Raw genomic sequence first — 26,437 nt, 5'->3', positions numbered from 1 at the left:
GTATGAACAAGGCGATTACAGCACTGTCAGCTTTTTGGTGATCATCCCACGTTCCGTCTGAATCTGCAGGAAGTACAGGCCTGCTTTAGCAGTTGGCAGACTGATCTCCACCGTTTCCGGCCTTGGTCCGGGGATGTGTGTCTGATGCAGGCGCTTGCCCAGCGCGTCGTATACCTCGATCAGCTGCACGTCGAAATCGGCGTGGCGGAGGCTCACGGTGAACTGTCCGTTGCTCGGGTTCGGGTAGACGGTGACGGCCTCGGCTGGCGCCAGTTCCTCCACCACGAAATCAGAGCTGCTGTGTGCCTTGCCGCCGTAGCCGGTGATGGTCACTTTGCCCGTGCTGGCCCCCCGCGGTACGCGCACTCTATACCTGTCGCCGGTGCTCTCCAGCACCAGGGCCACCTGCCCGTTAAAGACGATCTTGTCCTGCTGGCCCATGATGCCGAAGTGCTCGCCCGTGATCTCGACCACGGTGCCCACCGTGCCGCTGGCAGGCTGCATGGCCGTGAATTTCGGACCCGGAATCACTTCGAAGGTGGTCGTAGCTGTGGCCTTTCCGCCCGGTGTCTCCACGGAAATAAAGCCTGACGCAGCGCCTTCCGGCACCCGCACGGTCAGCTGCTGCGGGCTGGCCTCCAGTACCTCGGCCAGTGCCTGCCCGAATCGCACCTGGTTGCGCGCCTTGTCTGTGGCAAAATGCTCACCCATGATCGTGACGCGCGCGCCCACAATGTCGGTCTGCTTGCTTAGTCCGGTAATGCCAGGGGCGTACCAGACGGTATAGGCCGCACTGCTCAACGCCTCGCCTCCTTTGGTGCTGATCTGGAATTTGCCTGTTGCGGCCGCTGCCGGTACGCGTACCGTAAGCGTGTTACCCTGGCTGCTCAGGATCTCACAGGTCAGGTTGCCCAGTCTGATTTCTTCAATCAGTTCTGCCTGCAGGTGCTCGCCGGAAAGTGTCACCGTCTGGCCTACCATGCCCTCGGCCGGACTGAAGGAGCTGAGCACCGGCGGCTGGTATACCTCAAACTTGTCAGCGGAGGTCACGCCTCCGTCCGGGGTAATGACCTTTAAGTTACCGGTAGCGGTGCCTGTCGGCACGAGCACCTTCAGCTCAGTGGCCGTGGCGCTCACGACGGTGGCTGCTTTGCCATTCAGGTATACCTTGCTCTCGCCTGGCTTCACTGCAAAGCGCTGTCCGGTGATGGTGACCTCAGTTCCGAACTTGCCGGCGGAAGGGGAGAAGCCTGCTATACCTGGCGTGGCCAGCACATCCTCCAGGTGCACGCGCACCGACTCGTTGATCACCGGCGGCATGTCGTAGATGCGGTTCTGGGTGATGTTGGTGCGGATGGGGGAGTTGAAATCGAAGAAGATGTCGGCAAAGTTCTCCACCAGTGTTTTCTCCGGCAGACCTGCCTTTGGCTTGATGCTGAAGAGGATGTAGCCGTGGCTGCCGGGCTCGTCAGCCGTGGAGTCGGGCAGCATGATGTTGTCGAAGGTCCAGGTGAGCACGGGCCGTCCTTTTCCGCTCACCTCCACGCGGCTCGGGTGGGAGGTAGCCCCCAATTGCAGCGTGCTCAGGTCCAGGTGCTCGGAGAGCGTGTCGACCACCACGATGCGGTAGGCCACATCGGTGCCTGTGTTCTGGAAGCGGACCTTGTACTTGAGGGCCGTGTTAGTCGGGGTATAGAATTCCTCTGTGCGGCCCACGGGCGTCACCAGCTTGTCGTTGGGGTCGTAGGAGTCGGTGATGGGCATGCACTCGGCCGACTTCTCCGCCTCCTCGTCGTCGGAGGGCAGCAGGTTGACCATACCGGTGCTCACAGAGCTGCTCGCTTCGCCCGGGCAGCCCTCGATGGTGACGCTAACGGCGGAGTTGTCGCCGTTGCCGTCGGGTTGGTCGGCTTCCAGGCGCCAGGTATAGCCCAGCGATGGCACCCAGAGCACGAGGCTGTCGCCGGCGGCCAAGCGGAACTGCTCCTGCGAGGCCAGTTCCCCATTCGCAAACTTGCGGAACAGCTCGTGCTGGTCCATGTCGGCCGTGCCCGTGTTGCGCACCACAAAGCGGATCATACCTGTCTCGGCGTGGCAGCGGCCGGTAATGGAAACGGTCGGGGTGGGTTCGGCTGGTTTGTTATTGGAGGGCGTGATCCAGGCGCGGGTGCAGACCGTCAGGCCCCGCACCGACTCGTCGCCGCAGGTGACGATGTCCTGGATGGTGATGGTGCCGCTTTGGCCACCTGCAAGATCGCCAACTTTGAATTCATAGGTGCCGTCAGCAAGGCGGGTATAAGACTTGTCGGCCGAGAGCAGTCCCATCTCTTTGGGCAGCTGCAAATATACCTTAGCATCGGGGGCAGTGGCGAAGCCGGAGTTTTCATAACGGACTGTCGTGGTGCTCTCGAAGCAACGACGCCGACGGGTGGAGGAGACGCTGACCGAGAGGTGAGCTGGAGCAAAAACGTAGTTGCCAAAATTTATATTTTGGATTAGCTGACCCGGATCAGATATAGTAACTGGATAGCCCTTTTCTGGTGCAGGGCAGGTTGCTGTTATTGTTTTGCCAGCTTGCTGTGATAGCATTGTATGCAGGGTATATTCAGCAGGGGTCACTGTCAGAGTATAACTGCCATTCTGATCTGTTATAGCAAAGTATGGCCCTGGATTGGTGGCAACAACTATCCCTGAAAGTGTTCTCTCACCTTCGTCAAACATGCAATTGTTGTTCACGTCGTTGTAAACGACACCTGTTATAATGCTTTGTGGTGTCTCATACGCATCGGCAGTATAAAGCGAGTAGCCGTCTGCCTGATCATCATCAAGCACCAGGTTCGCACCAAGTCGGTCGAGAGCAATGCGGTTCACCTTATTATCCAGAACTTCGTGGAGAAGATCACCTTTCGAATTAAAAACCCAGTAGCGTCTCTGGGCCATGTTAGAAGCCACATGTATATTTCCTTTGCTATCTAAAGCCAGATCACTTTTTGAAATAGGGCCGCCATCATTCTGACTGAACTTGCCAAACTGGCGTATAAGTTTCCCTCTGGCATCAAACTGCTGTACCCTTCCTCCATTATAGTCAAGTACATGCAAGATTCCGGTGTTATCTATTGCTAGAGCCAAAGGCATCCATAACTGACCGGGGCCAAAACCCGGACTACCAATTGTGCCCAGGTACCTGCTGTCGGGGCTGATTTTATGTATCAGGCCGGCGGTAAGATCTGCCACATACATGTTGCCAGCGGCATCTACTGCCAGATCAGTATAGGTGTTGGTGCTTGGTAAAAGATCGTCGTATACTCCCAGGATTTTTCCATTCTGATCAAGCTTATAAATCACCGTGGTGTCTCGGGGTAAGCCCGGACTTCTAAGCACATATAGATTGTTAAATAGATCGGAGGTAATAGCTCTTGGGTATTTTATTACAATGTTAGGCAGATTGGCGCTCCATTCTCCTATATTACCAAATGTCATCACAAATTCGCCCCACTCGTTGAATTTTGTGATTCTTCCAATTTCATCCAGCAGGTAGACATTCCCTTCATTGTCGATATGGAGGTCTTCGTTCTGCCATAGGTTTCCCCATTCATACATGCCCTCGCCACCCATACCATTAAACATCAGAATCTGGCTTTCATTGTTTTCTCTTCTGTCAGCAATGAATATAATTTCGTCTACGGCTCCAATCGCTATACTCATCATAGTGCCGTTCAAATAAGATGATCGTTTATGAGACATGACACTTTCAAGCCCACCTTCCAGATTAAATCTGTAGAAGCCTTCTAGTTCCAGATCTGTTACATATACCTGGTTGTTCCGTTTGTCTACTGCCAGTTTCCAGGGGTTTATCATGAGGAGAGTGTCACCAACGGCCTGCCCAAACTCTATAAGTTTTTTACCATCTGGAGAATACTTTACAACTTTATTTTCCGGATTATGGAGTAGGTATAGATTGTTGTCGCTATCAAAATCGATGCTTAAGGGTGCTTCGAAGTAGTTTCCGTTAGTGGGGTCTAAAGGAATTACCTGCAGTAGTTTACCTGTCTTGTCAAATTTCTGAATGCGTCGGTTTCCCGTATCGGCTACATAAATTTCATCTTTTGAATTGACAGCTATATCTTCCGGAAACCTGAACTGTCCGGGGGCTTCTCCTACATTTCCAAACTCTAAAAGCAGTTTTCCTTCCGGGCTGAATTTGGCAACCTTTGAATAGGTATAACTTACAGCATATAGGTTGTTATGCTGGTCGAGGGCAATGTCGTAAGATCCGTAATTTTCCTTGTTCAGTCCCTCGGGCGCGTAGTCGAGGTATTCTGTGCCCAAAGATTCATGATAGCGGAATTTTTTTACTGTTTCTGATACAAAGTAAATATTATTCTCACTATCAACGGCCACATCTGTAGGATCGCCTACCTGTACACCAACCCTGTTTTGAAGAACAAAGCCCGGTATGCGACTTTGGCTAAATACTGTGTGGCTCGTGAAAAAGAAAAGAAAAATTAAAACAGCGGGTAAAGTTGTTCTCATAGGCACAGAATAGAGGTTTTTAACAAAATGGTATGATGCTGGGAATGTATAATTTAGGCTATAAACATAGCGTTATATTGCGTGATTTGCTAGAAGCAAAATTAAAAAATACAGCCTTTGTTATACCTGCATACCTTAACTTTGCCTTCCTGTCATCGTTATCAATCCGATTCCATTTAAACCCAACAAAACATGCCCCATACCTACACCGGAAAAGTAATGTGGTCGCACCTGGATGCGAACATGCACATGCGCCACTCCGCCTATGCTGATTTTGCCGCGCAGGCCCGTATCGAAGCCCTGGAAGAACTAGGACTGGATCTTAAAACTTTTCAGCGCCTGCACATCGGCCCGATCCTGTTTAAGGAAGAAACCACGTACCTGCGGGAGGTAGGTATCAATGAGGAGATCACCATCCACACAGAACTGACCGCCAGCCGCAAAGATGGTTCGCGTTGGGCATTGCGACATGAATTGTTTAAAGCAGACGGCGTGAAGGCTGCTGTGATTAAAGTGGAAGGTGCCTGGATAGACGTTTTGAAAAGAAAGCTGGCAGCGTTGCCGGAGGAACTGGCGCAGCATTTTATGGAGCTGCCGCGCAGCGCCGATTTTGTGGAGTTGGAAGGGTAGGGCTATACTTATACCTGACAAAGGACATTTTGACAAAAGACAAAGGACTTCCTTCAGGGCGATGTGAACTCTACAAAGTTAGTTCAGCAGGTGAGGCGGCGCATTCCTTTTTCAAAATGTCTTTTGTCAAGAAGTCAGATCAACTGTCCAGCTCGCTGAGCAGGTCCTGCAGGTCGAGCGGCTGGGTGTACATGGTGATCTTGCCTTCCTCGTCACGCGGCCACTTTTCCTGCGGACGGTCCCAGTACAGTTCTACGCCATTGCCGTCGGGGTCCGACAGGTAGAGCGCTTCCGAAACGCCATGGTCAGAAGCGCCGTCGAGGCGATAACCGGACTCCCGGATCCGCTTCAGGATGGCAGCTAGGTCTTTGCGAGTGGGGTAGAGGATGGCGGTATGGAAAAGGCCGGTGCTGCGTGCCGGCGGTGGCGTGCCGCCTTTGCTGTACCAGGTGTTCAGGCCGATGTGGTGGTGGTAACCGCCCGCTGAAATGAAGGCCGCATCCGGTCCGTACATCATCATCAGTTCAAAGCCCAGCAGGTCGCGGTAAAATGCCAGCGCCCTGTCGAGATCGGCTACTTTCAGGTGCACATGCCCGATGCGCGTTTGTGCTGGTACGGTATACTTTTCTGTTGCCATAGTTTACAAGTTTATCTCGCCTGATTCCCTGACAAATTCTCGTGTCAAAAAAAGCGGCCGGTACTTTTATAGCCCATACGCGTTCTGCTGTTTTTTGTGTTTGATGACCTGCTTCAGTGAGCGCTAAAGGTTGCTCTGCGCCAGCTCCAGCAGCACATCGTAATAGGGGCGGCGGAGCATTTTGGCCTTGAGCCAGGCATAAAAACTCATGGCCTGTATGTCCGTGTTCTCAAACGACTCAAACTCCAGGCTCTGCTCCACCTGCTGAAAGAATGCTTCACTGGCCACAAGCTCCGGCTGGTCCACCATGTGCTTGATGAGTTGCAGGTACTGCTTCACGTTGTAGTAAGCTGTTTGCTGCAACAGGTCTTTGAAGGTGCGCTCAAATGACCGGATCTTGTTCAGCACCAGGTCTTCGTTACCGAGTTCGTACTGCAGGATCAGTTCCCCCATTTTCTTCTTCAGCACCCACTCACGCCCCATGGTTTGCTCCAGCCATTTGTCGGACCGCTTGATGCCGAGCAGCACACGGTTTGCCTTGCCGAATGCCCCCTGCGCAAAATAGTTAAAGCTTAGGCCGAGCAGGGCGGTCAGCTGGTCGCGCTGACTCAGGTGCACCTTGCTCTTGTAGAGCAGCTTCTCCATCAGCCCGATGGCCTCTGTATTGTTGCGCAGAAACACCAGGTTGGCCACCATCAAAAAAATGTAGCGCGGGTAAAAAGTTGCAAAGTGATTTTTGCCGTCGCCGCTCATGCTGTTGTGCAGGAGGGCCAGGTAGTGGATCGACTCCACGAACTTCTTGTTCCGGTACAGCACGTGCGCGATCATGTAGAGGAGGCTGAGTTTGTAATACTGATGGGCTTTGATGAAGCCGTATTTCTGTTCCGTTTCCTGGTACTGGCTGATGATGTAGGGCTCAAAGGTCAGAAAATCCTTGCGGGCCAGCACGGCGCTCCGGGCAATGGACATCAGCTTGTATAATAACTGCGGACGTTTGCTCACAGCCTCGGTCAGGTTGTAACTGCTGAGCACATCTTGTATGATCCGGTCAAAGTGCAGGTCGCTGCCCTGACGCCGGACCGCCTGCAGGCGCTGGCTGATGAGGCTGCTGGCAATGTTAGCCCGTTCCACTTCGTCAGCAGCCAGTTTGTTCTCATTTCGCCTGGTTATGATCTCTTCCAGATTTCCGGCATACGCACTGTCTGCTTTCTCAATCTGTAAGTTGTAAATGGTGTTAAGCAGGTCATACTGCTCGTTGGTGGCTGCAAGCTTTTCGGCTTTGTTCAGGTAGTGCCAGGCCAGGCGCTCTACCCGTGCATCGAACAGGTAACGGGCCAGCGAAAGCAGGCCCATAATGGAGGAGGCCGCCGTACTGTCCTCCTCCATCCGTTTGAGCATGATGAAGTCGGTGAGGTGGCGGGTGAGCCGTTTGCGGAGCGCGTAGTAAGCCACCGGGTTCGGGTCCTCCGGGTATAGACGCGCGATCAGTTGCTCCGGGGTGTACTGCTTCTCCTGCAGCAGAAGTTTGTAAAGCGTCAGATCCTTGCGGCTCTTCTTCTTTTTCTGCCGCTGAATGAAGATGCCAAGCTCCCGACGGTCTTCCTCACCGAGCGTTTCCAGCGTTATTTTGAGATCATCCATCGGGTTTCAGCAAAAAGGTGTTTGTGTAAGGTACTCTGGTTAGGGATTCGAATCACATCAGGTAAAGGGGTAGCAATCCATTTTATGAGATTTATAAGATTATTTAAAATCTTAGAAGTCCTATACCTACAATATAAGACGTTGTAAATTAATTATATACACTTAATTAAATTAATTTCTAAAAGTCCTGAAAATCGTTTTGCTGGCTTTCTATACCTGTCGGTGTGATGTAAGTTTGATCTAATATAAAAAGGAAATAAACATACACCTTACACACATCGACCATGAAAAATTTATTGCTCACCATCTTTGCCTGCCTCGTTTATTTTGCTGGCCAGGCGCAGGATATCCTCATCAAACGAAACGGCGACGAGGTGGAAGTCAAAGTGCTGGAGATCAACCTGCAGGAGGTCAAGTACAAGCGCTTCGACAACCTCGAGGGGCCCGTCATTTCCATTGCGAAAGCGGACGTTTTTATGATCAAGTATGAGAACGGCACCAAGGTGACGATGAACGAGATGCGCCCGGCCGCGCAGCAACCAGTATATGCCAGACCAAACAACCAACAGCAGAGCCTGAAACTGTCCGGCCCCCGATTGGGCTTTACGGTACTGAGCCAGAACTACCGCGACCACATCAAAAGTGACTACGACACGAATGTGAGCGCCCTGATGACCCAGTTTGGGTGGCAGTTCGAGACGCGGGTGTTCACGCTCGAAAACGGCACTTCCGGACTGTTTGAGTTTGTGCCGCTGATTGGTGGCTTAGAGCAAGGGAAGTTTCTGCCGAGCCTGAGTGCGCTGGTAGGTATAAGAGGGGCGAAGGGGCTTGAGTTTGGCGTCGGGCCGAACGTGTCGCTCGGAGGTGCAGGCTTAGTGTTGGCGGTAGGTACCAATTTCCAAAGCCAGGGGGTGAACTTCCCCGTCAATTTTGCCGTGGCACCATCCAAAGACGGTGCGCGCTTCAGTCTGCTCTTCGGATTTAACTCCCGCAAATACTAATCTTTAAACTTTAAAGACATGAAAAGAGCTTTACTACTGCTGCTATTTTTCGGCCTGCAGCATTTGCTGCTGGCGCAGGATACGATCATAAAGAAGACAGGGGAGGAAATACCGTCCCGTGTTCTGGAAATAACGCTACACGAAATCCTTTACAAGCACCCCGACTCCCTGCAAGGTATAACGTGGCGGATGCCAAAAGCCGAGGTGTTTATGGTGAAGTTTGAGAACGGGACGAAAGAGGTTTTTGAGCAGCAGCCAGATAGTATGTCAGGTATGGCGCAAGATATGACACCCGATCAACTGTATGCGCTGGGCAAAGAAGATGCGAAGCAGTACTACAAAGGCAATGGCGCCATGTGGGGTTCAGCGGCCAGTTCGATGGTCATGTTTCCGCTCGGGTTGGCCGGTAGTCTGGTTATTGGAGCTACGCCTCCAAAAGTGAAGCCGGAGCATGTTCCCGATATTCGTTTGCTGGAGGACCAGGATTACCTGAAAGGGTATAAAGAGCAGGCTGCCCGCAAGAAGCGTGGTAAGGCCCTGGCAGGTGTAGGCATTGGAGCCGGCATACAACTCGGTCTGATCATCCTGATCGTGTCCACGCTGTCGGCCGCGCCCTGATAGCAAGTATAGCAAAAACATACCGGGAGTAGCCAACAGCAAATGTTGGCTACTCCCGGTCTCTATTGTATACCTACGTGCTTCTTAGCAGCAACCGCTTCCCGGCGCACAGGCCAGGTTTTCGATGGGCTTGCTGCCGTATACCGTGATGCTGTAGATACCCGTGTTACTTTCTCTGAAGGCCTTTATACCTTCCGCGTCCAGGTAGTCCTGCAGTATCTCGTCCGGCACCTGGATCACTTTCTCCTTCTGCACCGTGATGTTTTCAAAGCCTACTTCCCGGATGATCTGCAGGTATTCGTCTTTCTGAATGGCACCTGACACGCAGCCGGCATACATCTCGCTGGCCTGCACAATGCCCTCCGGCAGATCGCCCACCAGCACCACATCCGAAATGCTGAAGTGACCGCCCGGCTTGAGCACACGGAAGGTCTCGGCAAAAGCCTGTCGCTTATCCGGCACCAGGTTGAGCACGCAGTTGCTGATCACCACATCGGCACGGTTGGCCGCGATCGGCAGCGCTTCGATCTCACCCTGTCGGAACTCCACGTTGTTGAATCCCAGCTTGTCGGCATTCTCGCGGGCCTTGGCAATCATGGCCTCGGTCATGTCCACGCCGATCACCTTGCCGTTTTCGCCAACCAGGGCGCGGGCCACAAAGCAGTCGTTGCCGGCGCCGGAGCCCAGGTCTACTACTGTATCGCTTTTTTTGATCTGGGCGAATTCGGTCGGTACGCCACAGCCAAGCCCGAGGTCCGCATCCGGATTGTAGCCTTCCAGCTCCGTGTAGTTGTCCGCAAAGATGGCGTAGTCTACAGTGCCGCAGCCAGTGGCCCCGCAGCAGGAGGCCTCGTTCTGCTCTTTGCTTTGCAGCGCGATCTCGCTGTACTTGTCGCGCACTATTTTCTTAAGTTCTTCTGCCTTGTTCATATAGCGATGGATTTTATATATCGGTAAATTACGATAAATTAAGGTAAATTTTTTTAGCAGCAACTGCTGTCACATGAGGTATAGCGTTGGAATAACGCGCCCAAGGTTTCCTGCGCCTGTTTCCATACCTGCTCGTTGATGCAGTAGCACACCTTCTTGCCATCAATGTCCCCCTGAATCAGGCCCACGTCCTTCAACTCTTTCAGGTGCTGCGATACCGTCGACTGCGACAGGGGCAGTTCATCCACGATGTCGCCGCAGATGCAGGCCTTGCGCTCCAGCAGCACACGCAGAATGGCAATGCGGGCCGGATGCCCCAAGGCCTTGGCATAGCGGGCCATCAGGATATCCTCGTCAGTAAATTGCGCTGTCTTAGTAAGTTCCATGAGTAAAATTTATTGATCGTAAAATTACGATCAATTAGTTGCACATCAAAATAAATACCGGAATTTTTTTCAGGTATAGCCTACAGCTTCTCAGAACGGCAGACAGGCGCTAGCGGTTCATTCCCCGTCGCATCCGGTTCAGGTGGGTGCTATCCATCATACCACGCTGTTGCATGCGCCGCATCATACTGTTCATCATACCCGGGTGCTGCAGCATCAGGCGGGCCATCTCGTTGCAGGCAACCGTGTCCGAGTCGCACAGGGTCATCATCTGTTTCATATGCTGCTGCACCTGCTGGCGGTGCAGGTTGACCATGCCGGAGGTATCGCCTATCATACCGCCTTGCATCATGCCGCCGCGCATCATGCCGGCACCCATGTTCTGGTCGCGCATCACCGCCATCAGTTCGCTGCGCATCTGCTCATCTTCCAGAATGGTGCTGTATACCTGCTGGCGTTCGGCCTCGTCGCGCAGCATTTCCTGCACGTTGTCAGACTGCTGGCAGCCACTCACGCAGAGCAGCACAAGTGATAGGAGCGGGAGTAAGGTTTTCTTCATGGTTCTATTTTCTTTGTTTATACGAGAGCGTTCACTTCTGCTGCTACCTGATCTGCCGGCGCAGCAACTGCGCATTGATTGCCACGATCACGGTGCTCAGACTCATTAAAGCTGCACCCACGGCAGGCGAAACCATGATGCCCTGGTTGTAAAGCACGCCGGCGGCCAGAGGCAGCGCGATGACGTTATAGCCGGTGGCCCAGATCAGGTTCTGAATCATTTTACGGTAGGTGGCCTTGCCGAAGAGTATGAGCGAGGCGATGTCCTGAGGATTGCTGTTGACCAGGATGATGTCGGCTGTTTCGGCGGCTACGTCTGTGCCGGAGCCTACCGCTATACCTACGTCGGCCTGCGCCAGGGCAGGGGCGTCGTTCACGCCGTCGCCCGTCATGGCCACAAACTCACCTTTGGCCTGTAGTTCCTTCACCTTTTCCTGTTTCTGGTGGGGCAGCACGTTGGCCAGGAAGCCATCCATCTGCAGCTTGTCGCTCACGCTTTTGGCTACCCGCTCATTGTCGCCGGTCAGCAGCAGGTTCTTGATGCCGTTCGCTTTTAGCACCCGGATGGCCTCGGCCGACTCCTCCCGTATTTGGTCGCGCATGGTGATGTAGCCGACAGGGCGCTCGTCTGTCAAAACATAGACCACCGTTTCCACACCTTCCTCGGCCTCACTGGCCGGTACCTGTATGTTGAATTCCCTGAGGTAGTTAGGGCCGACCACTTTCACATCCCGGCCCTCGACCATCCCTTCCAGCCCTTTGCCGGGCAGGTAGTTGAAGGACTGCGCCGGAGGCACGGTTATACCTTGTTTTTTCACTCTCCTAAGGATGCCCTGCGCGATAAAGTGCTCCGAGTTCTGTTCCACCGCAGCGGCCAGCCGCAGCATTTCACGCTCGTCCACAGTCTTGTCAAAGGTCACGACAGCGGCGATTTCATGCGAGCCCTGGGTGAGCGTGCCGGTCTTGTCGAAGATGACGGTGGTGATGAGGCGGGCGTTCTCGAAGGCGGTGCGGTTGCGGATGAGCAGGCCGTTGTTGGCTGAGACTGCTGTGGAAATAGCGACTACCAGCGGCACAGCCAGCCCCAGCGCGTGCGGACAGGAAATCACCATCACCGTCACCATGCGCTCCAGCGCAAAAGCCAGGTCCTGCCCCAGCAAAAGCCACACGGCAAAGGTGCCGAAGCCGGCGGTCAGTGCCACGTAGGTCAGCCATTTGGCGGCGCGGTCGGCCAGTCGCTGCGTATCCGATTTCGTTTTCTGGGCATCCTGCACCAGTTTGATCACCTTGTTGAGGTAACTCTCCTTACCCGTATGCTCCACCCTTACCCGGAGAGCACCGTTGCCGTTCACGGAGCCGCCGATCACTTTGTCGTCTATCGTCTTTTTGACCGGCTTGCTCTCGCCGGTGAGCATGCTCTCGTTCAGGTGGCTCTCGCCGTCTTCCACCACACCATCGGCGGGCACTTTCTCTCCGGGCTTCACCAGGATCAGATCGCCCTTCTGCAGCTCTTCGATTCGTACGCGCACCGTCTCCCCATCCCTGATCAGCATCGCTTCGGCAGGCATCATGCTCACCAGCAGTTCCAATGCCTTGGAGGCACCCAACACCGATTTCATTTCGATCCAGTGTCCAAGCAGCATGATCACGATTAGCGTGGCCAACTCCCAGAAGAAGTCCATGCCCTCCAGACCGAACACAATGGCAGAACTGTAAAGGTACGCCACCGTAATGGCCACTCCTATCAGCGTCATCATACCCGGCGCACCCTTCTTCACCTCCTCAACCAGACCCGTCAGGAAAGGCCAGCCACCGTAGAAATAGATGATGGAGGAGAGCACGAAGGCGATGTACATACTGTAGGGTACATCCAGCGTAAAGCCCAGGATGTGCTGCACCATCGGGCTGAGGAGGATGACAGGTATAGACAGCGCGAGCGAGATCCAGAAACGCTTCTTGAAGTCCTCGATCATCATGCGGTGATGGTCGTGACCGTGCTCGCCGTGGCCGTGTCCGCTGTGGTCATGCTCGTCGTGCGGTGGGTGCCCGCTGGTGTCTTCATGCATGGCCTGCTCGTGGCCGTGCAGCGCCTTTTCCTCGAGCCTTTCGGTTAGCCGATCCTGCTGCTTTTGGGCCTGGTGCTTCTGGCTGTTGTGGTGATGCTGGTGATCGTGATCCATGATTCTTTAGGGTTTAAACTCTCAGCTTCTGCGCCATTTCAGGGGTGATGGCCTCTGCATAGGCGCCGTAGGCATCTACCAATACACCTTTCACTCCATAGGTGGAAGCGATGGCGTACACCACCGAGCTGTCATCCGGATTGCTCATGCCCTCGAAACGGTGCACTTCCTCGATGTCAAACTCTTCGGGTTTAAGCTCCAGGGGTTTTGAGGTGCAGATAATGCAGTTTTCCTTCAGATTGAAGTCTTCGGTATAGCCTCTCTGCTTTAGCCCGTTCAAGGCGCCGGAAAGGGTGTCGTAACTGTGGTGGGTCATGGTTATCTATGTTTAGGGTATTTGTACACAGTCTTGTACTGCGGGCGCATTGCTTTCGTTATAACCGGGCTGTCTTACTGCTTGCAGCGGCTCCGGTGTAAGGCATAAATACAGGGTGGGGGAGCGCCTTTGTGTGAGAAACAATTTGTAGCTTCGCCTTCGTATAAAACGACCACTAGATCTCACTGACATGAAAAAAACCTTTACCCATCTTGCATTAGGGCTTGTGCTCAGCGCCACCCTGACGCATTGCAACCAGCCGGAGCAGAAAAACGAGCAGGAAACGCCTCCGGCACAAGAAAGCCATTCCGGACATAATATGCAACCAAGCGAGGGCGCGAACACCATCGGGGTGCAGGCAGAGCCGGATACCTTAAAGGGAAGCCTGAAGGCGGAGGCGCACGGCATGATCGGCGACGCGCACCTGACCATCGCCTATCACTCGCCGGCAGTACGCGGACGCGTGATCTGGGGCGGACTGGTGGCCTATGACCAGGTATGGGTGACAGGCGCGCACACTGCTACCAGCCTGATGACCGACAAGGACATCACAATAGGCGGGAAGGAGCTACCGGCCGGCAAGTACGCCTTGTTCACCATTCCGGGTGAGCAGGAGTGGACGATCATCATCAACAAAAACTGGGAGCAGCACCTGGCCGACGACTACAAGGAAGCAGAGGATGTGCTGCGCTTTACCGTGAAGCCCGAAGTGGCCCCTACCAAACAGGAAAGGCTGCGCTATGAAATCATTTCAGGGGAGGACGGCGCAGGCAGCATCCAGATCACCTGGGACATGCTGCGCGTGACGCTTCCGGTGACTCATAACTAAGCAGTTGGAACAATATTAAATAGAAAAAGGACAGGCGTATACCTGTCCTTTTTTGTTATTGCATCTTTTGTAGTGCCTACTGCTTCGGCATGATTTTCCAGAGTTCGCCGTTCTCTTGGTCGGTCACCAGGTATAGCGCTCCGTCCGCTCCCTGGCGCACGTCACGTATACGCTGATCGCGGTCGCGGAGCAGGTGCTCCTCGCCGGTCACGCGGTTGTTCTCGATGCGCAGGCGCACCAGCCCTTGCGCGCGGAGGCCGCCCACGAACAGGTTCCCCTTCCACTCCGGAAAAGCACTGCCCGTATAAAACTGCGCTCCTGAAGGGGCAATTACCGGATCCCAGTAATAGACAGGATCTACGAAGCCCTCTTTGGTGGTCACCGCATTAGGGACAGGCTCGCCGGAGTATTCCTCCCCGAACGTGACTGCTGGCCAGCCATAGTTCTTTCCCTTTTCGACCAGGTTCAGTTCATCACCACCCTGCGGACCCATCTCCACGATCCAGAGCTGGCCCTGGCTGTTGAAAGCGGCCGCCTGCACGTTGCGGTGACCAACACTCCAGATCTCAGGCAGGTTGTTTTCTTTCTTCACGAACGGGTTGTCGTTCGGCACTTTGCCGTCCGGCGCAATGCGGATGATCTTGCCCATGTGGCTGTTCATCTGCTGCGCCTGAGGACGTATCTCTATATCCGATCGCTCGCCCAGGGTGATGTAGAGCATGCCATCCGGTCCGAAAGCCAGGCGGGAGCCGTAGTGCATCGTGCCGTCGTAAGTGGGCTGCGCCTGGAAGATCACCTGCACATTCTCTACGCGCGAACGGTCTTCGGAAAGCACCCCGCGGGCTACGCTGGTCGCGTTGCCGCCCTGGCGCGGTTCGGTGTAGCTCCAGTAGATCATGCGGTCGGAACCGAACTTAGGGCCGAGGGCCACGTCCAGCAAGCCGCCCTGTCCGCGGGCATCCACTTTCGGTATACCTGTTATCGGGTTGCCAATCTGTCCGGTGGCCGACACGATGCGCATCTGGCCTCCCTTTTCAGTGACAAGCAGGTTGCCATCCGGCAAGGGCTCCACGGCCCAGGGCTTTTTAAGGTTCTTGGTGAGCACCTGCACGTCAATAGCCGTTTCAGATTTTATCTCACAGGCACGGGTCTGGCCCTCGAAGGTCGGCTTCTGCTCCGGAGAGTTGGGCGCGCCCCTGTCAATTGGCTGACAGTCTTCCTGCGGTGTAGTGGCTACGGGCTCTTGTGGGTCTTTTTCCTGTTCGGTGGCTCTCTCTTCGCTGCAGGAAGCGCCCATGGTGGCGATGCCGATGGCACTCATGAGGATGAGTCGGGATAGTTTCATAGTGTTTTATCTTTTGGTGGTTGGTAAACAGCGTTTAATCATTCGTTTTACTCCATTGTAGGTAATTTGTTCGCAGGCACCCGTAAACCGAAAAGCCGCACGGTTTGCAGGTGCGGCTTTGCAGGTATAGCATACGGACCGGTCTGGCCTAGGAGTCCAGCGCTCTCTTCTTGAGGAGGATAAATTCTTCCTCGGTGATCGAGCCGCGCTCCCGCAGGTTCTCCAGTCGCTCAATGGTAGTAATGGCGTCTTCCACGGGCTTGCTGCGGTAGTCTCTGCTATCGCTGCGGTCGGCTACGTGCCGGGCGTGCGAGTCACGGTCGGCGGTGGCATCCTGCACTGCATAGAAGCGGTCCTCGTTAAACGACTCGTCGTTGTAAAAGTCCGGGTTGATGCGGCGCGTCGTGGTGGCGTCGTGCTGCAGGGCATCGTTAAACTCAGACTTGTACTCGTTCTTGTCGTCGAAGGCGTCGCGGTGGGCCCGCCGGAAATTGTCGCGCACGGCATACTCATAATCCGGCGTGATCGGTCCGCCCGCATAGGCCGGGTAGTTGGCAATGCTTTTTGCATCCACAGAGGCCACGAAGATGTTCTTGCCTTTGCGGTCGAGGGCAGCTGCCCCGATCGGTATGAGCAGGTAGGTGTCGCGGTCGCGGTCGAAGAAGCGGTGGTCTCCCAGCACGGAGAGGTAGCGCACTTTCATGGCGTCCATGTCCACCACCAGATCTTTCACATCCCCCAGCTTTTCGCCGTCGGCGCCTACCACGCGCCAGCCGGTCACGTCGGTGTTGTTTTTGGCGACCTCGTAGTCTTTCAGCTCGCTCAGAGGCACCAGTCTTTCATTTCTTAATTCGTTGTCGTTCATAAGTTCAGTTTAAGTGCGTATCACATCAGGCATCAGTTCAGGACTTGGTGCAGGCAGCAGCGTGCTGACAGCGGCAAGAGCCTGGACTTGTCCGTCTCTTAGAAACAGTTCATAAACAGCCCAGCCCAGCAGGAGTAGTATCACGACCAGCAGGATCCAGGGCCACACAGGTTTTTTCTTTTTTTCGATGTGTATCTCAGCCATGTTGCGTTTTTATTTTTTCCATAGTTTTATCAGTTCACCGGGCCCTGAAACTGGTGCGCAGGGAGGTGTTTTGCTTAATACGCTGTTGCAGAGATGATTGTTGAAAGGCTGCCCGCCTGGCCTCTGTGGCAGGCGTATTCAGAGCAGATTCTGTTCGTTGAGCCACTCTACGGCATCCATGGTGTGTCTGAAAAACTTTACCTCAGGTGTCTGGCTGCTATACTCTATTGGCTCCGGTAGCGTGTCCTCTGGAGGCAGGACGTAGGCAATGCAGCGAATGCCTTCTTCGACGAGCCCTTTCATGTCCCAGTCAGACCACATCAGGTAGTCTGCCGGCCCCTGGTGAAACTCCTGCACATCGTTCAGAATAGACCGACTAGGGTATTGGCTGATTAATTTTCTGAGCCCTACTGCCACCTCCTGTATACCCTCCCTGGTGGCGGTGCCTTTCCAGATAAGATTGACCATTTTCCTGGATCTGAGGTAGCGGATGGTGCAGTAGCGCTGGCCAAGACTGTTCCAGTAGTGTTTGAATGGTTTTAACGTGTACATTTTATCGCTGCTTGTGAGTGTAGGCTTATTAATGAGAAGGGGTGCTACTTTAGTCTGGTACGTATATGCAGGCGTCTTTCTGATGAACTTTATTTTATACCGGACACCGGATGCTAAATGTTGCCACGGATGGGGCAGTTATCGATCTGAGAAGGCAACCGCTTTGCAGATAGACGTCAAAACATAAATTATGTGGGGCGGGGGTGGGGCAGGCCTTGTTTAATAGTGGTATATTGCAACGTGCACTACGCTGTCAAAAATATAGTCTTTGCGCTCTCGCTCTTTTTTGCTTTCTACTGGATGCAGACCAGGGCGGCGATGGAGATGCGGGCCCAATCGGTAAAGGAATGGGCCACGGAAGGTAAATCAACCCATTTTGACAAAGGCAAACTCGAAGGGACAGCGGGATTCCTTCAGCCGGAAGAGCAACTACGACTAGGGCAGCCAAGGCCTTCTGCACCGCTTAAGCAGGCATTTCCGGGTCTGGCCGCCTTCATCTGGACACAGGAGTTCAGGCTGCAACTACAGGCGGTGCACTACCTGCAGCGGTCCCGGTATTTCAGTCCCGGCCTCACCATCCGCGACATCATTTTCCCCTTCCACTACTTCTGGTAATCTCTTTTCTTTTTTAACGCCTCGCAGGGGATAAGCCCTGCTGATCAGCACCATCAGGTATGAAGCGGCCCTTGCGCCGGCTGGCATACCTGTACCTGTTATTTTACATTATTTAGAAAAAGAAAAGAAGAATGGATACATCAACCATCGTAATGGGACTACTGGCTTTGGCCCTGTTCGTGATTCCTATTTACTATATACAACACAAGCAAAAGTCGAAGTTAGAAAAAGCAAAGCAGCCGTTTATGGAAGCGGCAAACCGGAAGGGGCTGAACCTGGTGCAGCATGATGTTTGGGACGAGCAGTACGGCATCGGACTCGACGAGGCCAATAACCGCCTCTTTTACTGGCACAACGACAAGGCCGAGCCACAGGAAACGAGTCTGGACCTGGGTTCTGTGAAGCAGTGCGAAGTAGACAATGCGCACCGCGACGTAAACGGTAACCGCATCATCGACGCGATCGGCCTGCGCATTGCCTTGCACGGGTCGAAAGCAACGAGCGTATACCTGCCGTTCTACGTCACGAAAGACATCATGATGCTGAGAGGTGAGCTGCAACTGGCGGAGAAGTGGAATGCGATCATTCAGAAGAGGATCGTGCAGACGCCGCAGGCTGTGAAGGTATAAGAAACCAGGTAAGTTATAAAGGCCGGTGTGCAGGTATACCGTGATATGGTTTTGCCTTCGCACTGGCCTTTTTTATTGTGTTTAGGCCACTGCATGGAGACGCAGTGGGTAGCTTGAGAAATTAATTCTTGCCTGAGGTTGTCGCAGGTATAGCCTCCAGCATTGCTTTGTAGCTTGCCCTGGCCGGGCGGGCCTCAATTTTTTCCTTGATGAAAAGAAAGAGGGCCCCTACCCCCAGTAAGCAAAAAAATCAAGACGATTTTGAACTCGCTGACTGCTCAAACAAAAAATCGTCGTTCGCGCACCTGGCTAAAGTGATTTGTTCCATCGCTCCGGTGCAAGTTAGTCTTGCTATACCTGCTAGTGTTCTGTGACAGAAACGACGAAGCTTATACCTGACACTGGCAACGGCGGAAAGTCCCCCTCCGAAGTCGAAGATCCCGGACTTGTTTCGGGAGGGGCAGGGGGATGTTAATCGTGCATGGGTAATTGAGGTGACAATGCCTATACTTACGAACTGGCAGCGGCGGAAACTCCCCTCCTTGGAAAAGGAGGGGTCAGGGGTGGTTGGACCCGGTACTGCACAGGAACTGCTAAAACCACAGGGCTTATACCTGTGAAGTAGAAGTAGCAGAAAATCCCCTCTGGGGGTAGGGGCCCTCGACAAAGGGAGGGGCAGGGGTGGGTTGTAGTGACTGCCTGTCCCTATCCAACCAAGATCCTTTCAGGATGACAGATAGAGAAGGCAGAGTCCCCCTTTGAAGGGGGCAGGGGGATGTCAATTGTCCACGAAAACCGAGGCTATGACGTCTATACCTGTGTAACGGCAGTTACGAATTCCCCTCCTTGGACAAGGAGGGGCAGGGGTGGTTGGACCCGGTATAGCACAGTAACTGCTAAAACCACAGGGCTTATACCTGTGAAGTAGAAGTAGCAGAAAATCCCCTCTGGGGCTAGGGGCCCTCTTCGAAGAGAGGGGCAGGGTGTGTTATAGCTACTGCTTAACCTCCCTTCAACCAAGATCCTTTCAGGATGACAGGTGGGGAACAGCTGCCGAAAATCCACTTGGCAACATATACCAACCCTACACACCAAACTGGTTCAAATGGTGGTCGAGGTGCTTATAGAACATGTTGTTCCATTCTTGGCTGCTGAGCGGACCGAAGGAATGCGAGTCCAGGCCTTGGAAGTGGGCGGCTCCCAGGGCCTCTGTCTGGCGGATGTACTGCAGGAGGCGGGCCTTCTCGGTTGCAAAGTCTTTGTCGGTCTTCATCTTGAGCTGTGGGGCCGTGGCGCTGTTCCGCTTGTAGGGCGTCTCGTTGACCACCGTGTTTTTCAGCAGCAGTCGCAGGATGGCCCGCTTGAAGGCGTTGGGCTTCGGGTGCTTGTTTTCGTAAGCCATCTCGTAGATGACGTTGCAGTGGGCCAGCATCTGGGCTGCATTCATCTTACCCCAGAGCTGCTTTGTGTCGGGCGCAAGCTTGTTGATGCGCTGCGTAAGTGCTGCCGTGGTGTCTGGCGTGAAAAGGTTTTTCATGGTTAAAGTGGTTATGTCGAAGGGCTGGTTTTCGGATGCCTGAAGATACACTTAACAAAAGGTATAACAGCACCTGTAATTGGTATATTCAATGGAATTCGGAGCGCAAATAAAGCTTATGCCTGCAGATGTATACCTACAGGGGAGAAGGAACAATATATCCCTCCGGGTCTAGGTGCTTTATCCTCAGGCCTTCACCTTTTCCTCTGTCACAGGCAGCGGATGCCGGTAAAGCGTGAGGCCGAACCAGGCGGCCAGGCCGGCGTACACGGCACATAAAATCCAGAGCACAAAGGGCTGCTCGGGGTAGCGGAACAAAAACTTGAGCATGGCCATGGCGCCGATGAAAAAATGGGCGAAGTTGGCGATGCAGATCGGGCGGTTGTAAATGCCGCCGATCCGGCTGCCTTTGGCCATCCAGTTGAGCATGGCGAAGCCTGCGTACAGCGCGCCCAACACTTGCAGCAGGAGCACATGAAGCGGACCCGGCTCCGCGCCCAGGTATACGGCCAGCTCGTCGGGCAGAAAGGTAAAGGCTATACCTAAGATCGCCAGCACAGCGGCACTCAAGGTCATCATTATTCTGGTTTGCATGGGCTGTTTTTTATAAGTTGTAATATAAACAATTGTACTTACACGTCCTTGTTTTCCAACTGGCGCACCATCATTATTTTGTGTGAAACCCCGTCTTTCTGATCTGCAACCCGAAACAGCAGTTGGGCTATAAAACCTCGCGGCGTCTTTAGACCCGCGAGTGTCTGACAGATCGGCCTTCGCCCAGACAGGTATAGCCGGGGCTTTGCGTTAGACGCTCGCGGGAGCTGCGCACACCACGAGGTCTTTGCTTCTGAATCCTTGATCCCCCGCTCTTTCGGATTTGCAATCCGAAAGCACAATAGCCGCGGATTTGTAATTCGCATGAGCGAAGGCAGCAACTAAAGGCAATCAGGCGGATTGCGAATCCGAAAGAGCAGTAGGGTGGTGCCGATGGTGACAGGCCCCTCTGTCGTCGGAATGACAAAACTGCTGCTGGTGTGAGCCCTGTAGCTACCATTTTTATACCTGAACAACCGCTGTGCGTCTGGCTGGTTTTACACGTTATACAGGGCGCTCCTGCTGTTGTATGTATGAAGCCAGGGACTCCTATGGTTCGGTGGTATGGAAGCTGCAGGCCAGCATGGTATCTTAGCACATTAATTTACCTCACCCCAATGAAGAAATTCCTTTATATAGCCCTCGCTTTCAGTGCTGTATCCTGCACTTCAGACAATAACCTGGAAGACACCTTTTACAATGTAGTGGAATCCGGCGCCACGATGGTCATTGACTCGCTCCACCATACGGCCAACAAGGAGCTGAAGCGATATACCGGAATCGACTCATTGGCTAACAAGATCGGTGCGGCCGACACCATAAACGTGGAGCGCGAAATAGAGCGCGGCGTTAAACGGAGAATCATCGAAGAACTCTCAAAATAACGGCACTGTAGGTAGCGCCTTTAACCGCCTCTTCACCGCAAGAGCTGAGAGAACCCGCCAGGGCTGCCTACTCCACTATAGTAAGCTTTACAAAGATAGGGAAATGGTCGGAGCCGAACTTCGGAAGCCGTTCCATTTCCAGCACCCGAAACTCTCCTGACACATACACATGGTCGAGCGGGTAGCGCAACAGGATGTTATGTGCGCCGAATGAGTTGTAAAGGCCCCTGCCGACCCGCACATCCCTGAGCCGGCTTTGCGTGTTGAACAGACGCGACGTGTGCGACCAGGCCACATCATTTAAATCGCCGGCCACCACGGAGGGCACACCCGTTTGGCTAACCATCTTGCCTACTTTCAACAGCTCCACTTCATCTGTACCCATATTATCCGGGTGCTTGCTGGGTTTAGGAGGAACGGGGTGCATCGCGTGCAGTATGAACTCCGCTCCGCCTGGCAGCACTACTTTGGTATGGATGGAGGGCACCGTCTCGTGCTTCAGAAACAGGATGCTGGTTTCTATCAGGGGAAGTTTGGAGTACAGTACCATGCCGTAGGTGTTGTCAAGCGGGTAGGAAACCACATGCGCATACCGATGCCGGAGCTGGCTGATTTGGTCTGCCCACCACTGGTCCGTCTCCATGGCCAGCACCAGGTCAGGGTCTGCCTCCTGCACAATCCGCAGGAACTCCTCTGCCTTCCGGTTTTTCATCCAGACGTTGGCGACCAGCAGGCTAAAGGTTCGACCTTTCTGCACGGCCAGTGGCTCAGCGGATGCTACAGCTTTATCGGATATAGGGGTATAGGGCAGGATGAAGGTGGACTGAATCACGATAGCACTTAGCAGCCCCACCAAAAAGGCCACGGCAGGATAACCCCATTTCTCGTTGATCGGGATGAACAGAACCAGGCAGAGGAGCAGCCCCGTCAGTACCTGCACTCTCGGGAAGTCGAGCACTTTGATGTACCAGTAGGTTATGTTGTAGAGGAGGGATAGGAGTGTGACCAGTATAAGGACGGTGCCTAAAACCAGCGTAAAGTAGAAAGCGATCTTCCTGGCGATTTTCATGTAGACTTTTGTACAGCAAGACCTGGGTTTAGGTTGTTAAGTAGCCGTGTACCAGGGGCCTTTGGGGGCGGGATGCAGCGGCCAGGGCAGGCTCGCGCATGCCGGAACCGCTGAAAACCTTGTCAAATACCTTGTCCTGCACAGGATGCTGTATAAAGAAAAACTTCACGGCGTCTTTGGGACCCGCGGGGGCTTGCTGCCAGGGAGAGAAGCAGGATACAGGCCAGACGCTCGCGGGACCTTCGGACGCCGCGAGGTCTTTGCCTCAAACATCTTACTTCACATACTGCTCCTGCTCCGTTTTCCGTAACAGGCCCAGGCCATGAAGCGTTTGCAGCAGGCTGTCGATCTGCTGGAGGCGCTGCGTTTGCTGGGGCTTGGCGACGGGCTTGAACTGGCGCACCAGGTCTTCGGCGGTGGCGGGGCGCTCGTGCAGCTGCAGGGCCCGTTGCACGGCCTGCGCCTGCTCGGCCAGCGTTTTCGGCCAGGCCAGCACCTCTTTGGCGGTGGCCAGGGCGGTTTTGCCTGCTTTTTTGCTTTCTATACCTAGCTCGCCCTGCTGCGTGCCCTGCGGATTCTGGTACTCGGGGCGGAGCCAGCGGACAAGGCCGCGTGCCTCTTCGGCGGCGCGTTCTTTGTTGAGGGCCACCAGGCGCTCCAGTATTTCCTCTTCGTGCAGATTGGCGGGCCAGCCATAAGCAGCGGCCACGGCGGCATCGAGCTCGTTGTGGAGTTGCAGCAAAATACTCACCAGCCCCTGCTCGTGGGTTTTCTGCTCTTTGGCCGAAAGCGCCTCGCCCGACCGCAGTTTCTCCAGCACGTTATACATGTCGGTGATGGTGAGCGTAGGGTGCTGCGCCTGCCGCTGCTTGCGGTGCGCGTCCAGCTGCTCGGCTATACCTCGGATCTGCTCTTTCTGTGCATCGGTTGGGGTAGGGAAGGGGAAGGGGTCAAAGCAGAGTGTTTTGCTATAAACTGGTCTGTCCTCTAATCTACCTCCAGTTGCTAAAGCCCAGCAAACATGAATCTTACTACTAAATACACCAAGGTGATAGGCATCAGATATTGCTATTGTGAAAATTGCATTATCAGGAAGTATAGAAGCAACTAGGAATGTAAAAAAGCGATGTTTTGCTGTTTCTCCAGTCGCTATATACCTTGGCAATCCCTCAAGATGTTTTCTTAGTTCAGGTCGTGGTTTACCAAAGAGCCACCAAAGTCTTGCGTAAGCAGCTCCATCTTTAGAATGTGCTTTTGCATCTCTTTCTGGTTTAACTCTTTCATATACCCATTGATATACTTCTGGGAATTTTGTTAGGACTTCTTTTTCAGACAATCCATAAAGATCAATAATCATAATTCCACGAGGAGAACTCATCAAATCTTTACCGTTTCGGTATTCTTTGATATACTTGTCAAGGTTTTCAATTCTTCCTAAACCTAGATTTTTGGCTTCTTCGCGTGTTACCTGAAAACCGGAGCCTATAGTCTGCATGCCTCGGCTACTGATTCTGTCGTTAGCTGATAGAATAGAGCAAGATATAACAGCCGCGCCAATAGTTAGATTTGCTTGGATTGCCCCAACTCTCTCCTGTAAAACTATAATTCTTTCAAATTCATCACTTTCTTTTTCTTCAATAACTGTATTTAACCTTCCTTGATGTTGACCCTTTTCTGCAACAGTTAGTGCTATACGTACAGCTGCACCATCTGCGCTATCTACCCAAGGGTGGTCAGGTATAGCATACGTTACAGAAACAGGGAGTTTTGCTTCAATAAAATTCTGAAGTACTCTTCTATTAAATGATCTGGTTATGCTATTGGTCGTGATAAATCCAAATCTTTCAATCTTTTCTTTTGCTAAAACTTCCGCTGCTTTATACCACCAATACATAACAAAGTCAGCACTATCTCCCACTATTCCTTTATAAGCCTTTCTTAGGGCTTCTGCATACCCATCACCTAATGATTCCCGCATTTTTGCAGGGCCAATAAACGGCGGATTCCCCACAATAAAATCGGCTTCGGGCCAGGAGGCGGGTTTGGGGTCAAGGTAATCGTAGACGATGGTGCGGGCGGTTTCGTCGGGCACTTCCTGTCCGGTAACCGGGTGCGGTTTGGTGCTGTGGCCGTCCCAGCGGGTAACGGGCTGTCCGTTCGTGTCGAGGCGCGGTACTTTGTCGCTATAGCTCAGCACCGCGTCCTGCTGTTTGATGTTACCGTACTCACGCAGGATCGGTTCGCTGAGTCGGTCGGCCGAGCCATGCGTCCGGAAATGCCACTGCAGATAGCCGATCCAGAGCACCACGTCGGCAATGGCCGCCGCCCGCGGGTTCACCTCCAGACCCAGCAGCTGCGCCGGTGTTACGGTATAGCCGCCCGTCATGTCCATCTTCAGCTGACGCGGGAAATGGGCCAGCACCTCCAGCACTTCGCCCTCCAGCCTTTTGAGGTGCTCCAGGGTCACGTACAGGAAGTTGCCGCTTCCGCAAGCCGGGTCCAGCACGCGCACCGAGCACAACCGGCGGTGGAAGTTTTCAATCTCGCTTCGGGCACCGGCCTCGTCGCCGGCGTCTTCTAGTATGGCCGAAGCCGTGCGGGCCGCTTCCCACTCTTCGCGCAGCGGCTCAATTACGGTCGGCATCACGAGGCGCTCCACGTAGGCGCGGGGCGTGTAGTGGGCACCCAGTTTGTGGCGCTCGCGCGGCTGCAGCGCCCGCTCCAGCAAAGTGCCGAAAATGGCGGGCTCCACCTCGGCCCAGTCGGCTTCGGCAGCCAGCACCAGCAGGTCGAGCTGCGCCGCCGTAATGGGCAGCGCCTCGGGGTTTTTGAAGAGGTAGCCGTTAAAGCGCGGAATTTTGGTGTGCAGGATAGCGGCAAATCCGCCAGAGTCCATTTTCTCCCACAGCGCCTGCAGCGCATCGGGGAAGTGCTCCAGGTTCTGGCGGTAGTCCTGCAGCAGCCGGGTGAAGGAGTTGTCGGGCAGCAGCTTCACGTCTTCGGCAAACATGGTGAAGAGGCAGCGCATCAGGAAACCCGCCACCTGCTCCGGGCTATGGCCAGCCTGTTCGAGCGAGGCCGCCAGCTTCGCCAGCCGCGCGGCCAGCTCGCGGGTAACACGGGCTGCACGGCGACTTGGGTCCAGTTCCAGCGGCTCCGTGAAGAGCAAACGCAGACGCTCGCGCACTTCGGTGCGGTGCAGTTCGTCGAGCGTAATTCTATAGTTTTGCGGATCGGGGAAAGGTACATAGGTCTTGCCCTGCCGCGCAAAGTCAGCGTACAGATCGATGCAGTAGCCCACGTCCACCACGGCCAGGAACGGCGGCCATCCTTCGGTGGTGGGCAGGGAGCGGGCATAGCGCAGGGCCTGTTCCTTGGCCTTTTTCATTTCGCGCTCCCAGGTGCGGGTGTCGCGGGTGGCGGTACCGGTCTTGGTCTTCACCTTTTCGCCGCCCAGGCTTTCGGCCTCGGTTATACCTGCCTTGTCGGCACCCTGCTTGGCCTCCAGCACAAAGCAGTCCTTTTTGTAGAGGTCGATGAAGTTGGTGCTCGTCTTGCCCTCGCCATCGTCAAACACCACGGGCCGCTCAAAGGTATAGGTCGCCTCGTGTACCTTGTCGGTGGCCGGCTGCGGCTTCTCCACACCCAGCAACTCGCACAGCTCCGACAAAAACAGCTGGTAATTGGCTCTCTCGGAAGCGCCGGAAGCCTTCCAGCGGGTGATGAAGTGGGCAATGGATGGGGTAGAGGTATGAGGCATGGGTGCGCAGGGTTTGTTTTCGACGAGACGAATAAATTAAAAATCTAATATATAATAAATATACTGCATTCTTCATGTCACAACATAATTTATGCTGCTGAATGCCTGGCTACGCTGGCTACCG

The 26,437-nt window shown here is 54.0% G+C and carries 23 protein-coding genes; 7 read left to right on the top strand and 16 right to left on the bottom strand.

What is annotated here, in order from left to right; translation table 11 throughout:
- Positions 1-15: 15 nt before the first annotated feature.
- Entirely contained in the window at positions 16-4,329 is a 4,314-nt protein-coding gene (locus tag IEV97_RS10300) for a DUF7619 domain-containing protein (protein WP_188501428.1), read from the bottom strand.
- 396 nt (positions 4,330-4,725) lie between these two features.
- Here IEV97_RS10300 and IEV97_RS10295 point away from each other — a divergent pair, with 396 nt between their 5' ends.
- The gene (locus IEV97_RS10295) at positions 4,726-5,163 is read left to right on the top strand and encodes an acyl-CoA thioesterase (RefSeq protein WP_188501427.1); all 438 of its coding nucleotides are present in this window, start codon (positions 4,726-4,728) and stop codon (positions 5,161-5,163) included.
- 139 nt (positions 5,164-5,302) lie between these two features.
- Here IEV97_RS10295 and IEV97_RS10290 read toward each other — a convergent pair whose 3' ends face one another.
- Complete coding sequence (locus IEV97_RS10290) at positions 5,303-5,800, bottom strand: VOC family protein (RefSeq protein ID WP_188501426.1); 498 nt, start codon at positions 5,798-5,800, stop codon at positions 5,303-5,305.
- Between the two features lie 123 nt (positions 5,801-5,923).
- Positions 5,924-7,441, bottom strand: a complete 1,518-nt coding sequence (locus IEV97_RS10285) for a hypothetical protein (RefSeq protein ID WP_188501425.1) — start codon at positions 7,439-7,441, stop codon at positions 5,924-5,926.
- Between the two features lie 284 nt (positions 7,442-7,725).
- Here IEV97_RS10285 and IEV97_RS10280 point away from each other — a divergent pair, with 284 nt between their 5' ends.
- Together IEV97_RS10280 and IEV97_RS10275 are read left to right on the top strand one after the other, a co-directional pair.
- Positions 7,726-8,442 (top strand): hypothetical protein, encoded by a 717-nt coding sequence (locus IEV97_RS10280; RefSeq protein WP_188501424.1) that lies wholly within the window; start codon positions 7,726-7,728, stop codon positions 8,440-8,442.
- An 18-nt stretch (positions 8,443-8,460) separates the two neighbouring features.
- Positions 8,461-9,060, top strand: coding sequence for a hypothetical protein (locus IEV97_RS10275; protein WP_188501423.1), 600 nt, complete (start codon positions 8,461-8,463; stop codon positions 9,058-9,060).
- A gap of 84 nt (positions 9,061-9,144) precedes the next feature.
- On the opposite strand, the gene IEV97_RS10270 is transcribed toward IEV97_RS10275, so the two are convergent.
- From IEV97_RS10270 to IEV97_RS10250, 5 genes are all read right to left on the bottom strand, one after another.
- Positions 9,145-9,990, bottom strand: coding sequence for an arsenite methyltransferase (locus tag IEV97_RS10270; protein ID WP_188501422.1), 846 nt, complete (start codon positions 9,988-9,990; stop codon positions 9,145-9,147).
- 53 nt (positions 9,991-10,043) lie between these two features.
- Positions 10,044-10,376, bottom strand: coding sequence for an ArsR/SmtB family transcription factor (locus IEV97_RS10265; protein ID WP_188501421.1), 333 nt, complete (start codon positions 10,374-10,376; stop codon positions 10,044-10,046).
- A 109-nt stretch (positions 10,377-10,485) separates the two neighbouring features.
- The gene (locus tag IEV97_RS10260; RefSeq protein ID WP_188501420.1) at positions 10,486-10,935 is read right to left on the bottom strand and encodes a hypothetical protein; all 450 of its coding nucleotides are present in this window, start codon (positions 10,933-10,935) and stop codon (positions 10,486-10,488) included.
- Between the two features lie 43 nt (positions 10,936-10,978).
- Positions 10,979-13,114 carry a copper-translocating P-type ATPase gene (locus IEV97_RS10255; RefSeq protein WP_188501419.1) on the bottom strand — a complete coding sequence of 712 codons (2,136 nt, stop codon included), beginning with the start codon at positions 13,112-13,114 and terminating at the stop codon, positions 10,979-10,981.
- 13 nt (positions 13,115-13,127) lie between these two features.
- Entirely contained in the window at positions 13,128-13,430 is a 303-nt protein-coding gene (locus IEV97_RS10250) for a phosphoribosylpyrophosphate synthetase (RefSeq protein ID WP_188501418.1), read from the bottom strand.
- Positions 13,431-13,620: 190 nt separating this feature from the next.
- Between IEV97_RS10250 and IEV97_RS10245 the strand changes: the two genes are divergently transcribed.
- Complete coding sequence (locus IEV97_RS10245; RefSeq protein ID WP_188501417.1) at positions 13,621-14,259, top strand: DUF2911 domain-containing protein; 639 nt, start codon at positions 13,621-13,623, stop codon at positions 14,257-14,259.
- A gap of 76 nt (positions 14,260-14,335) precedes the next feature.
- Here the strand turns inward: IEV97_RS10245 and IEV97_RS10240 are convergent, their stop codons facing one another.
- From IEV97_RS10240 to IEV97_RS10225, 4 genes are all read right to left on the bottom strand, one after another.
- Positions 14,336-15,604: a PQQ-dependent sugar dehydrogenase gene (locus IEV97_RS10240; RefSeq protein WP_188501416.1), complete on the bottom strand. Its 1,269-nt coding sequence runs from the start codon at positions 15,602-15,604 to the stop codon at positions 14,336-14,338.
- A gap of 148 nt (positions 15,605-15,752) precedes the next feature.
- A complete protein-coding gene (locus IEV97_RS10235) occupies positions 15,753-16,469 on the bottom strand; it encodes a PRC-barrel domain-containing protein (RefSeq protein ID WP_188501415.1) in 717 nt (238 codons plus the stop codon).
- A gap of 9 nt (positions 16,470-16,478) precedes the next feature.
- Positions 16,479-16,673 (bottom strand): hypothetical protein, encoded by a 195-nt coding sequence (locus IEV97_RS10230; protein WP_188501414.1) that lies wholly within the window; start codon positions 16,671-16,673, stop codon positions 16,479-16,481.
- A gap of 138 nt (positions 16,674-16,811) precedes the next feature.
- Complete coding sequence (locus IEV97_RS10225; protein ID WP_188501413.1) at positions 16,812-17,225, bottom strand: hypothetical protein; 414 nt, start codon at positions 17,223-17,225, stop codon at positions 16,812-16,814.
- 240 nt (positions 17,226-17,465) lie between these two features.
- Here IEV97_RS10225 and IEV97_RS10220 point away from each other — a divergent pair, with 240 nt between their 5' ends.
- On the top strand, positions 17,466-17,840 hold the full coding sequence (locus tag IEV97_RS10220) for a hypothetical protein (protein ID WP_188501412.1): 375 nt from the start codon (positions 17,466-17,468) through the stop codon (positions 17,838-17,840).
- A 131-nt stretch (positions 17,841-17,971) separates the two neighbouring features.
- Positions 17,972-18,469, top strand: coding sequence for a hypothetical protein (locus tag IEV97_RS10215; RefSeq protein ID WP_188501411.1), 498 nt, complete (start codon positions 17,972-17,974; stop codon positions 18,467-18,469).
- A 1,084-nt stretch (positions 18,470-19,553) separates the two neighbouring features.
- Here IEV97_RS10215 and IEV97_RS10210 read toward each other — a convergent pair.
- Positions 19,554-20,006, bottom strand: coding sequence for a DUF1569 domain-containing protein (locus IEV97_RS10210; RefSeq protein WP_188501410.1), 453 nt, complete (start codon positions 20,004-20,006; stop codon positions 19,554-19,556).
- Between the two features lie 186 nt (positions 20,007-20,192).
- Positions 20,193-20,600, bottom strand: coding sequence for a hypothetical protein (locus IEV97_RS10205; protein ID WP_188501409.1), 408 nt, complete (start codon positions 20,598-20,600; stop codon positions 20,193-20,195).
- 617 nt (positions 20,601-21,217) lie between these two features.
- On the opposite strand from IEV97_RS10205, the gene IEV97_RS10200 reads away from it, so the two are divergent.
- On the top strand, positions 21,218-21,484 hold the full coding sequence (locus IEV97_RS10200; protein ID WP_188501408.1) for a hypothetical protein: 267 nt from the start codon (positions 21,218-21,220) through the stop codon (positions 21,482-21,484).
- Between the two features lie 67 nt (positions 21,485-21,551).
- On the opposite strand, the gene IEV97_RS10195 is transcribed toward IEV97_RS10200, so the two are convergent.
- Together IEV97_RS10195 and IEV97_RS10190 are read right to left on the bottom strand one after the other, a co-directional pair.
- A complete protein-coding gene (locus IEV97_RS10195) occupies positions 21,552-22,553 on the bottom strand; it encodes an endonuclease/exonuclease/phosphatase family protein (RefSeq protein ID WP_188501407.1) in 1,002 nt (333 codons plus the stop codon).
- A 274-nt stretch (positions 22,554-22,827) separates the two neighbouring features.
- Positions 22,828-26,313, bottom strand: coding sequence for a class I SAM-dependent DNA methyltransferase (locus tag IEV97_RS10190; protein WP_188501406.1), 3,486 nt, complete (start codon positions 26,311-26,313; stop codon positions 22,828-22,830).
- Positions 26,314-26,437: the final 124 nt, after the last annotated feature.

The sequence above is a fragment of the Pontibacter amylolyticus genome (assembly GCF_014638845.1).
GTDB lineage: Bacteria > Bacteroidota > Bacteroidia > Cytophagales > Hymenobacteraceae > Pontibacter > Pontibacter amylolyticus.
This window is presented reverse-complemented; position numbering and strand designations above follow the sequence as displayed.

What these genes read in the sequence shown, in the direction of transcription:
- IEV97_RS10295 (WP_188501427.1), top strand. Translation starts at nt 4,726, where the DNA reads ATGCCCCATACCTACACCGGAAAAGTAATGTGGTCGCACCTGGATGCG.
- IEV97_RS10290 (WP_188501426.1), bottom strand. Translation starts at nt 5,800, where the DNA reads ATGGCAACAGAAAAGTATACCGTACCAGCACAAACGCGCATCGGGCAT.
- IEV97_RS10285 (WP_188501425.1), bottom strand. Translation starts at nt 7,441, where the DNA reads ATGGATGATCTCAAAATAACGCTGGAAACGCTCGGTGAGGAAGACCGT.
- IEV97_RS10280 (WP_188501424.1), top strand. Translation starts at nt 7,726, where the DNA reads ATGAAAAATTTATTGCTCACCATCTTTGCCTGCCTCGTTTATTTTGCT.
- IEV97_RS10275 (WP_188501423.1), top strand. Translation starts at nt 8,461, where the DNA reads ATGAAAAGAGCTTTACTACTGCTGCTATTTTTCGGCCTGCAGCATTTG.
- IEV97_RS10270 (WP_188501422.1), bottom strand. Translation starts at nt 9,990, where the DNA reads ATGAACAAGGCAGAAGAACTTAAGAAAATAGTGCGCGACAAGTACAGC.
- IEV97_RS10265 (WP_188501421.1), bottom strand. Translation starts at nt 10,376, where the DNA reads ATGGAACTTACTAAGACAGCGCAATTTACTGACGAGGATATCCTGATG.
- IEV97_RS10260 (WP_188501420.1), bottom strand. Translation starts at nt 10,935, where the DNA reads ATGAAGAAAACCTTACTCCCGCTCCTATCACTTGTGCTGCTCTGCGTG.
- IEV97_RS10255 (WP_188501419.1), bottom strand. Translation starts at nt 13,114, where the DNA reads ATGGATCACGATCACCAGCATCACCACAACAGCCAGAAGCACCAGGCC.
- IEV97_RS10250 (WP_188501418.1), bottom strand. Translation starts at nt 13,430, where the DNA reads ATGACCCACCACAGTTACGACACCCTTTCCGGCGCCTTGAACGGGCTA.
- IEV97_RS10245 (WP_188501417.1), top strand. Translation starts at nt 13,621, where the DNA reads ATGAAAAAAACCTTTACCCATCTTGCATTAGGGCTTGTGCTCAGCGCC.
- IEV97_RS10240 (WP_188501416.1), bottom strand. Translation starts at nt 15,604, where the DNA reads ATGAAACTATCCCGACTCATCCTCATGAGTGCCATCGGCATCGCCACC.
- IEV97_RS10235 (WP_188501415.1), bottom strand. Translation starts at nt 16,469, where the DNA reads ATGAACGACAACGAATTAAGAAATGAAAGACTGGTGCCTCTGAGCGAG.
- IEV97_RS10230 (WP_188501414.1), bottom strand. Translation starts at nt 16,673, where the DNA reads ATGGCTGAGATACACATCGAAAAAAAGAAAAAACCTGTGTGGCCCTGG.
- IEV97_RS10225 (WP_188501413.1), bottom strand. Translation starts at nt 17,225, where the DNA reads ATGTACACGTTAAAACCATTCAAACACTACTGGAACAGTCTTGGCCAG.
- IEV97_RS10215 (WP_188501411.1), top strand. Translation starts at nt 17,972, where the DNA reads ATGGATACATCAACCATCGTAATGGGACTACTGGCTTTGGCCCTGTTC.
- IEV97_RS10210 (WP_188501410.1), bottom strand. Translation starts at nt 20,006, where the DNA reads ATGAAAAACCTTTTCACGCCAGACACCACGGCAGCACTTACGCAGCGC.
- IEV97_RS10205 (WP_188501409.1), bottom strand. Translation starts at nt 20,600, where the DNA reads ATGCAAACCAGAATAATGATGACCTTGAGTGCCGCTGTGCTGGCGATC.
- IEV97_RS10200 (WP_188501408.1), top strand. Translation starts at nt 21,218, where the DNA reads ATGAAGAAATTCCTTTATATAGCCCTCGCTTTCAGTGCTGTATCCTGC.
- IEV97_RS10195 (WP_188501407.1), bottom strand. Translation starts at nt 22,553, where the DNA reads ATGAAAATCGCCAGGAAGATCGCTTTCTACTTTACGCTGGTTTTAGGC.
- IEV97_RS10190 (WP_188501406.1), bottom strand. Translation starts at nt 26,313, where the DNA reads ATGCCTCATACCTCTACCCCATCCATTGCCCACTTCATCACCCGCTGG.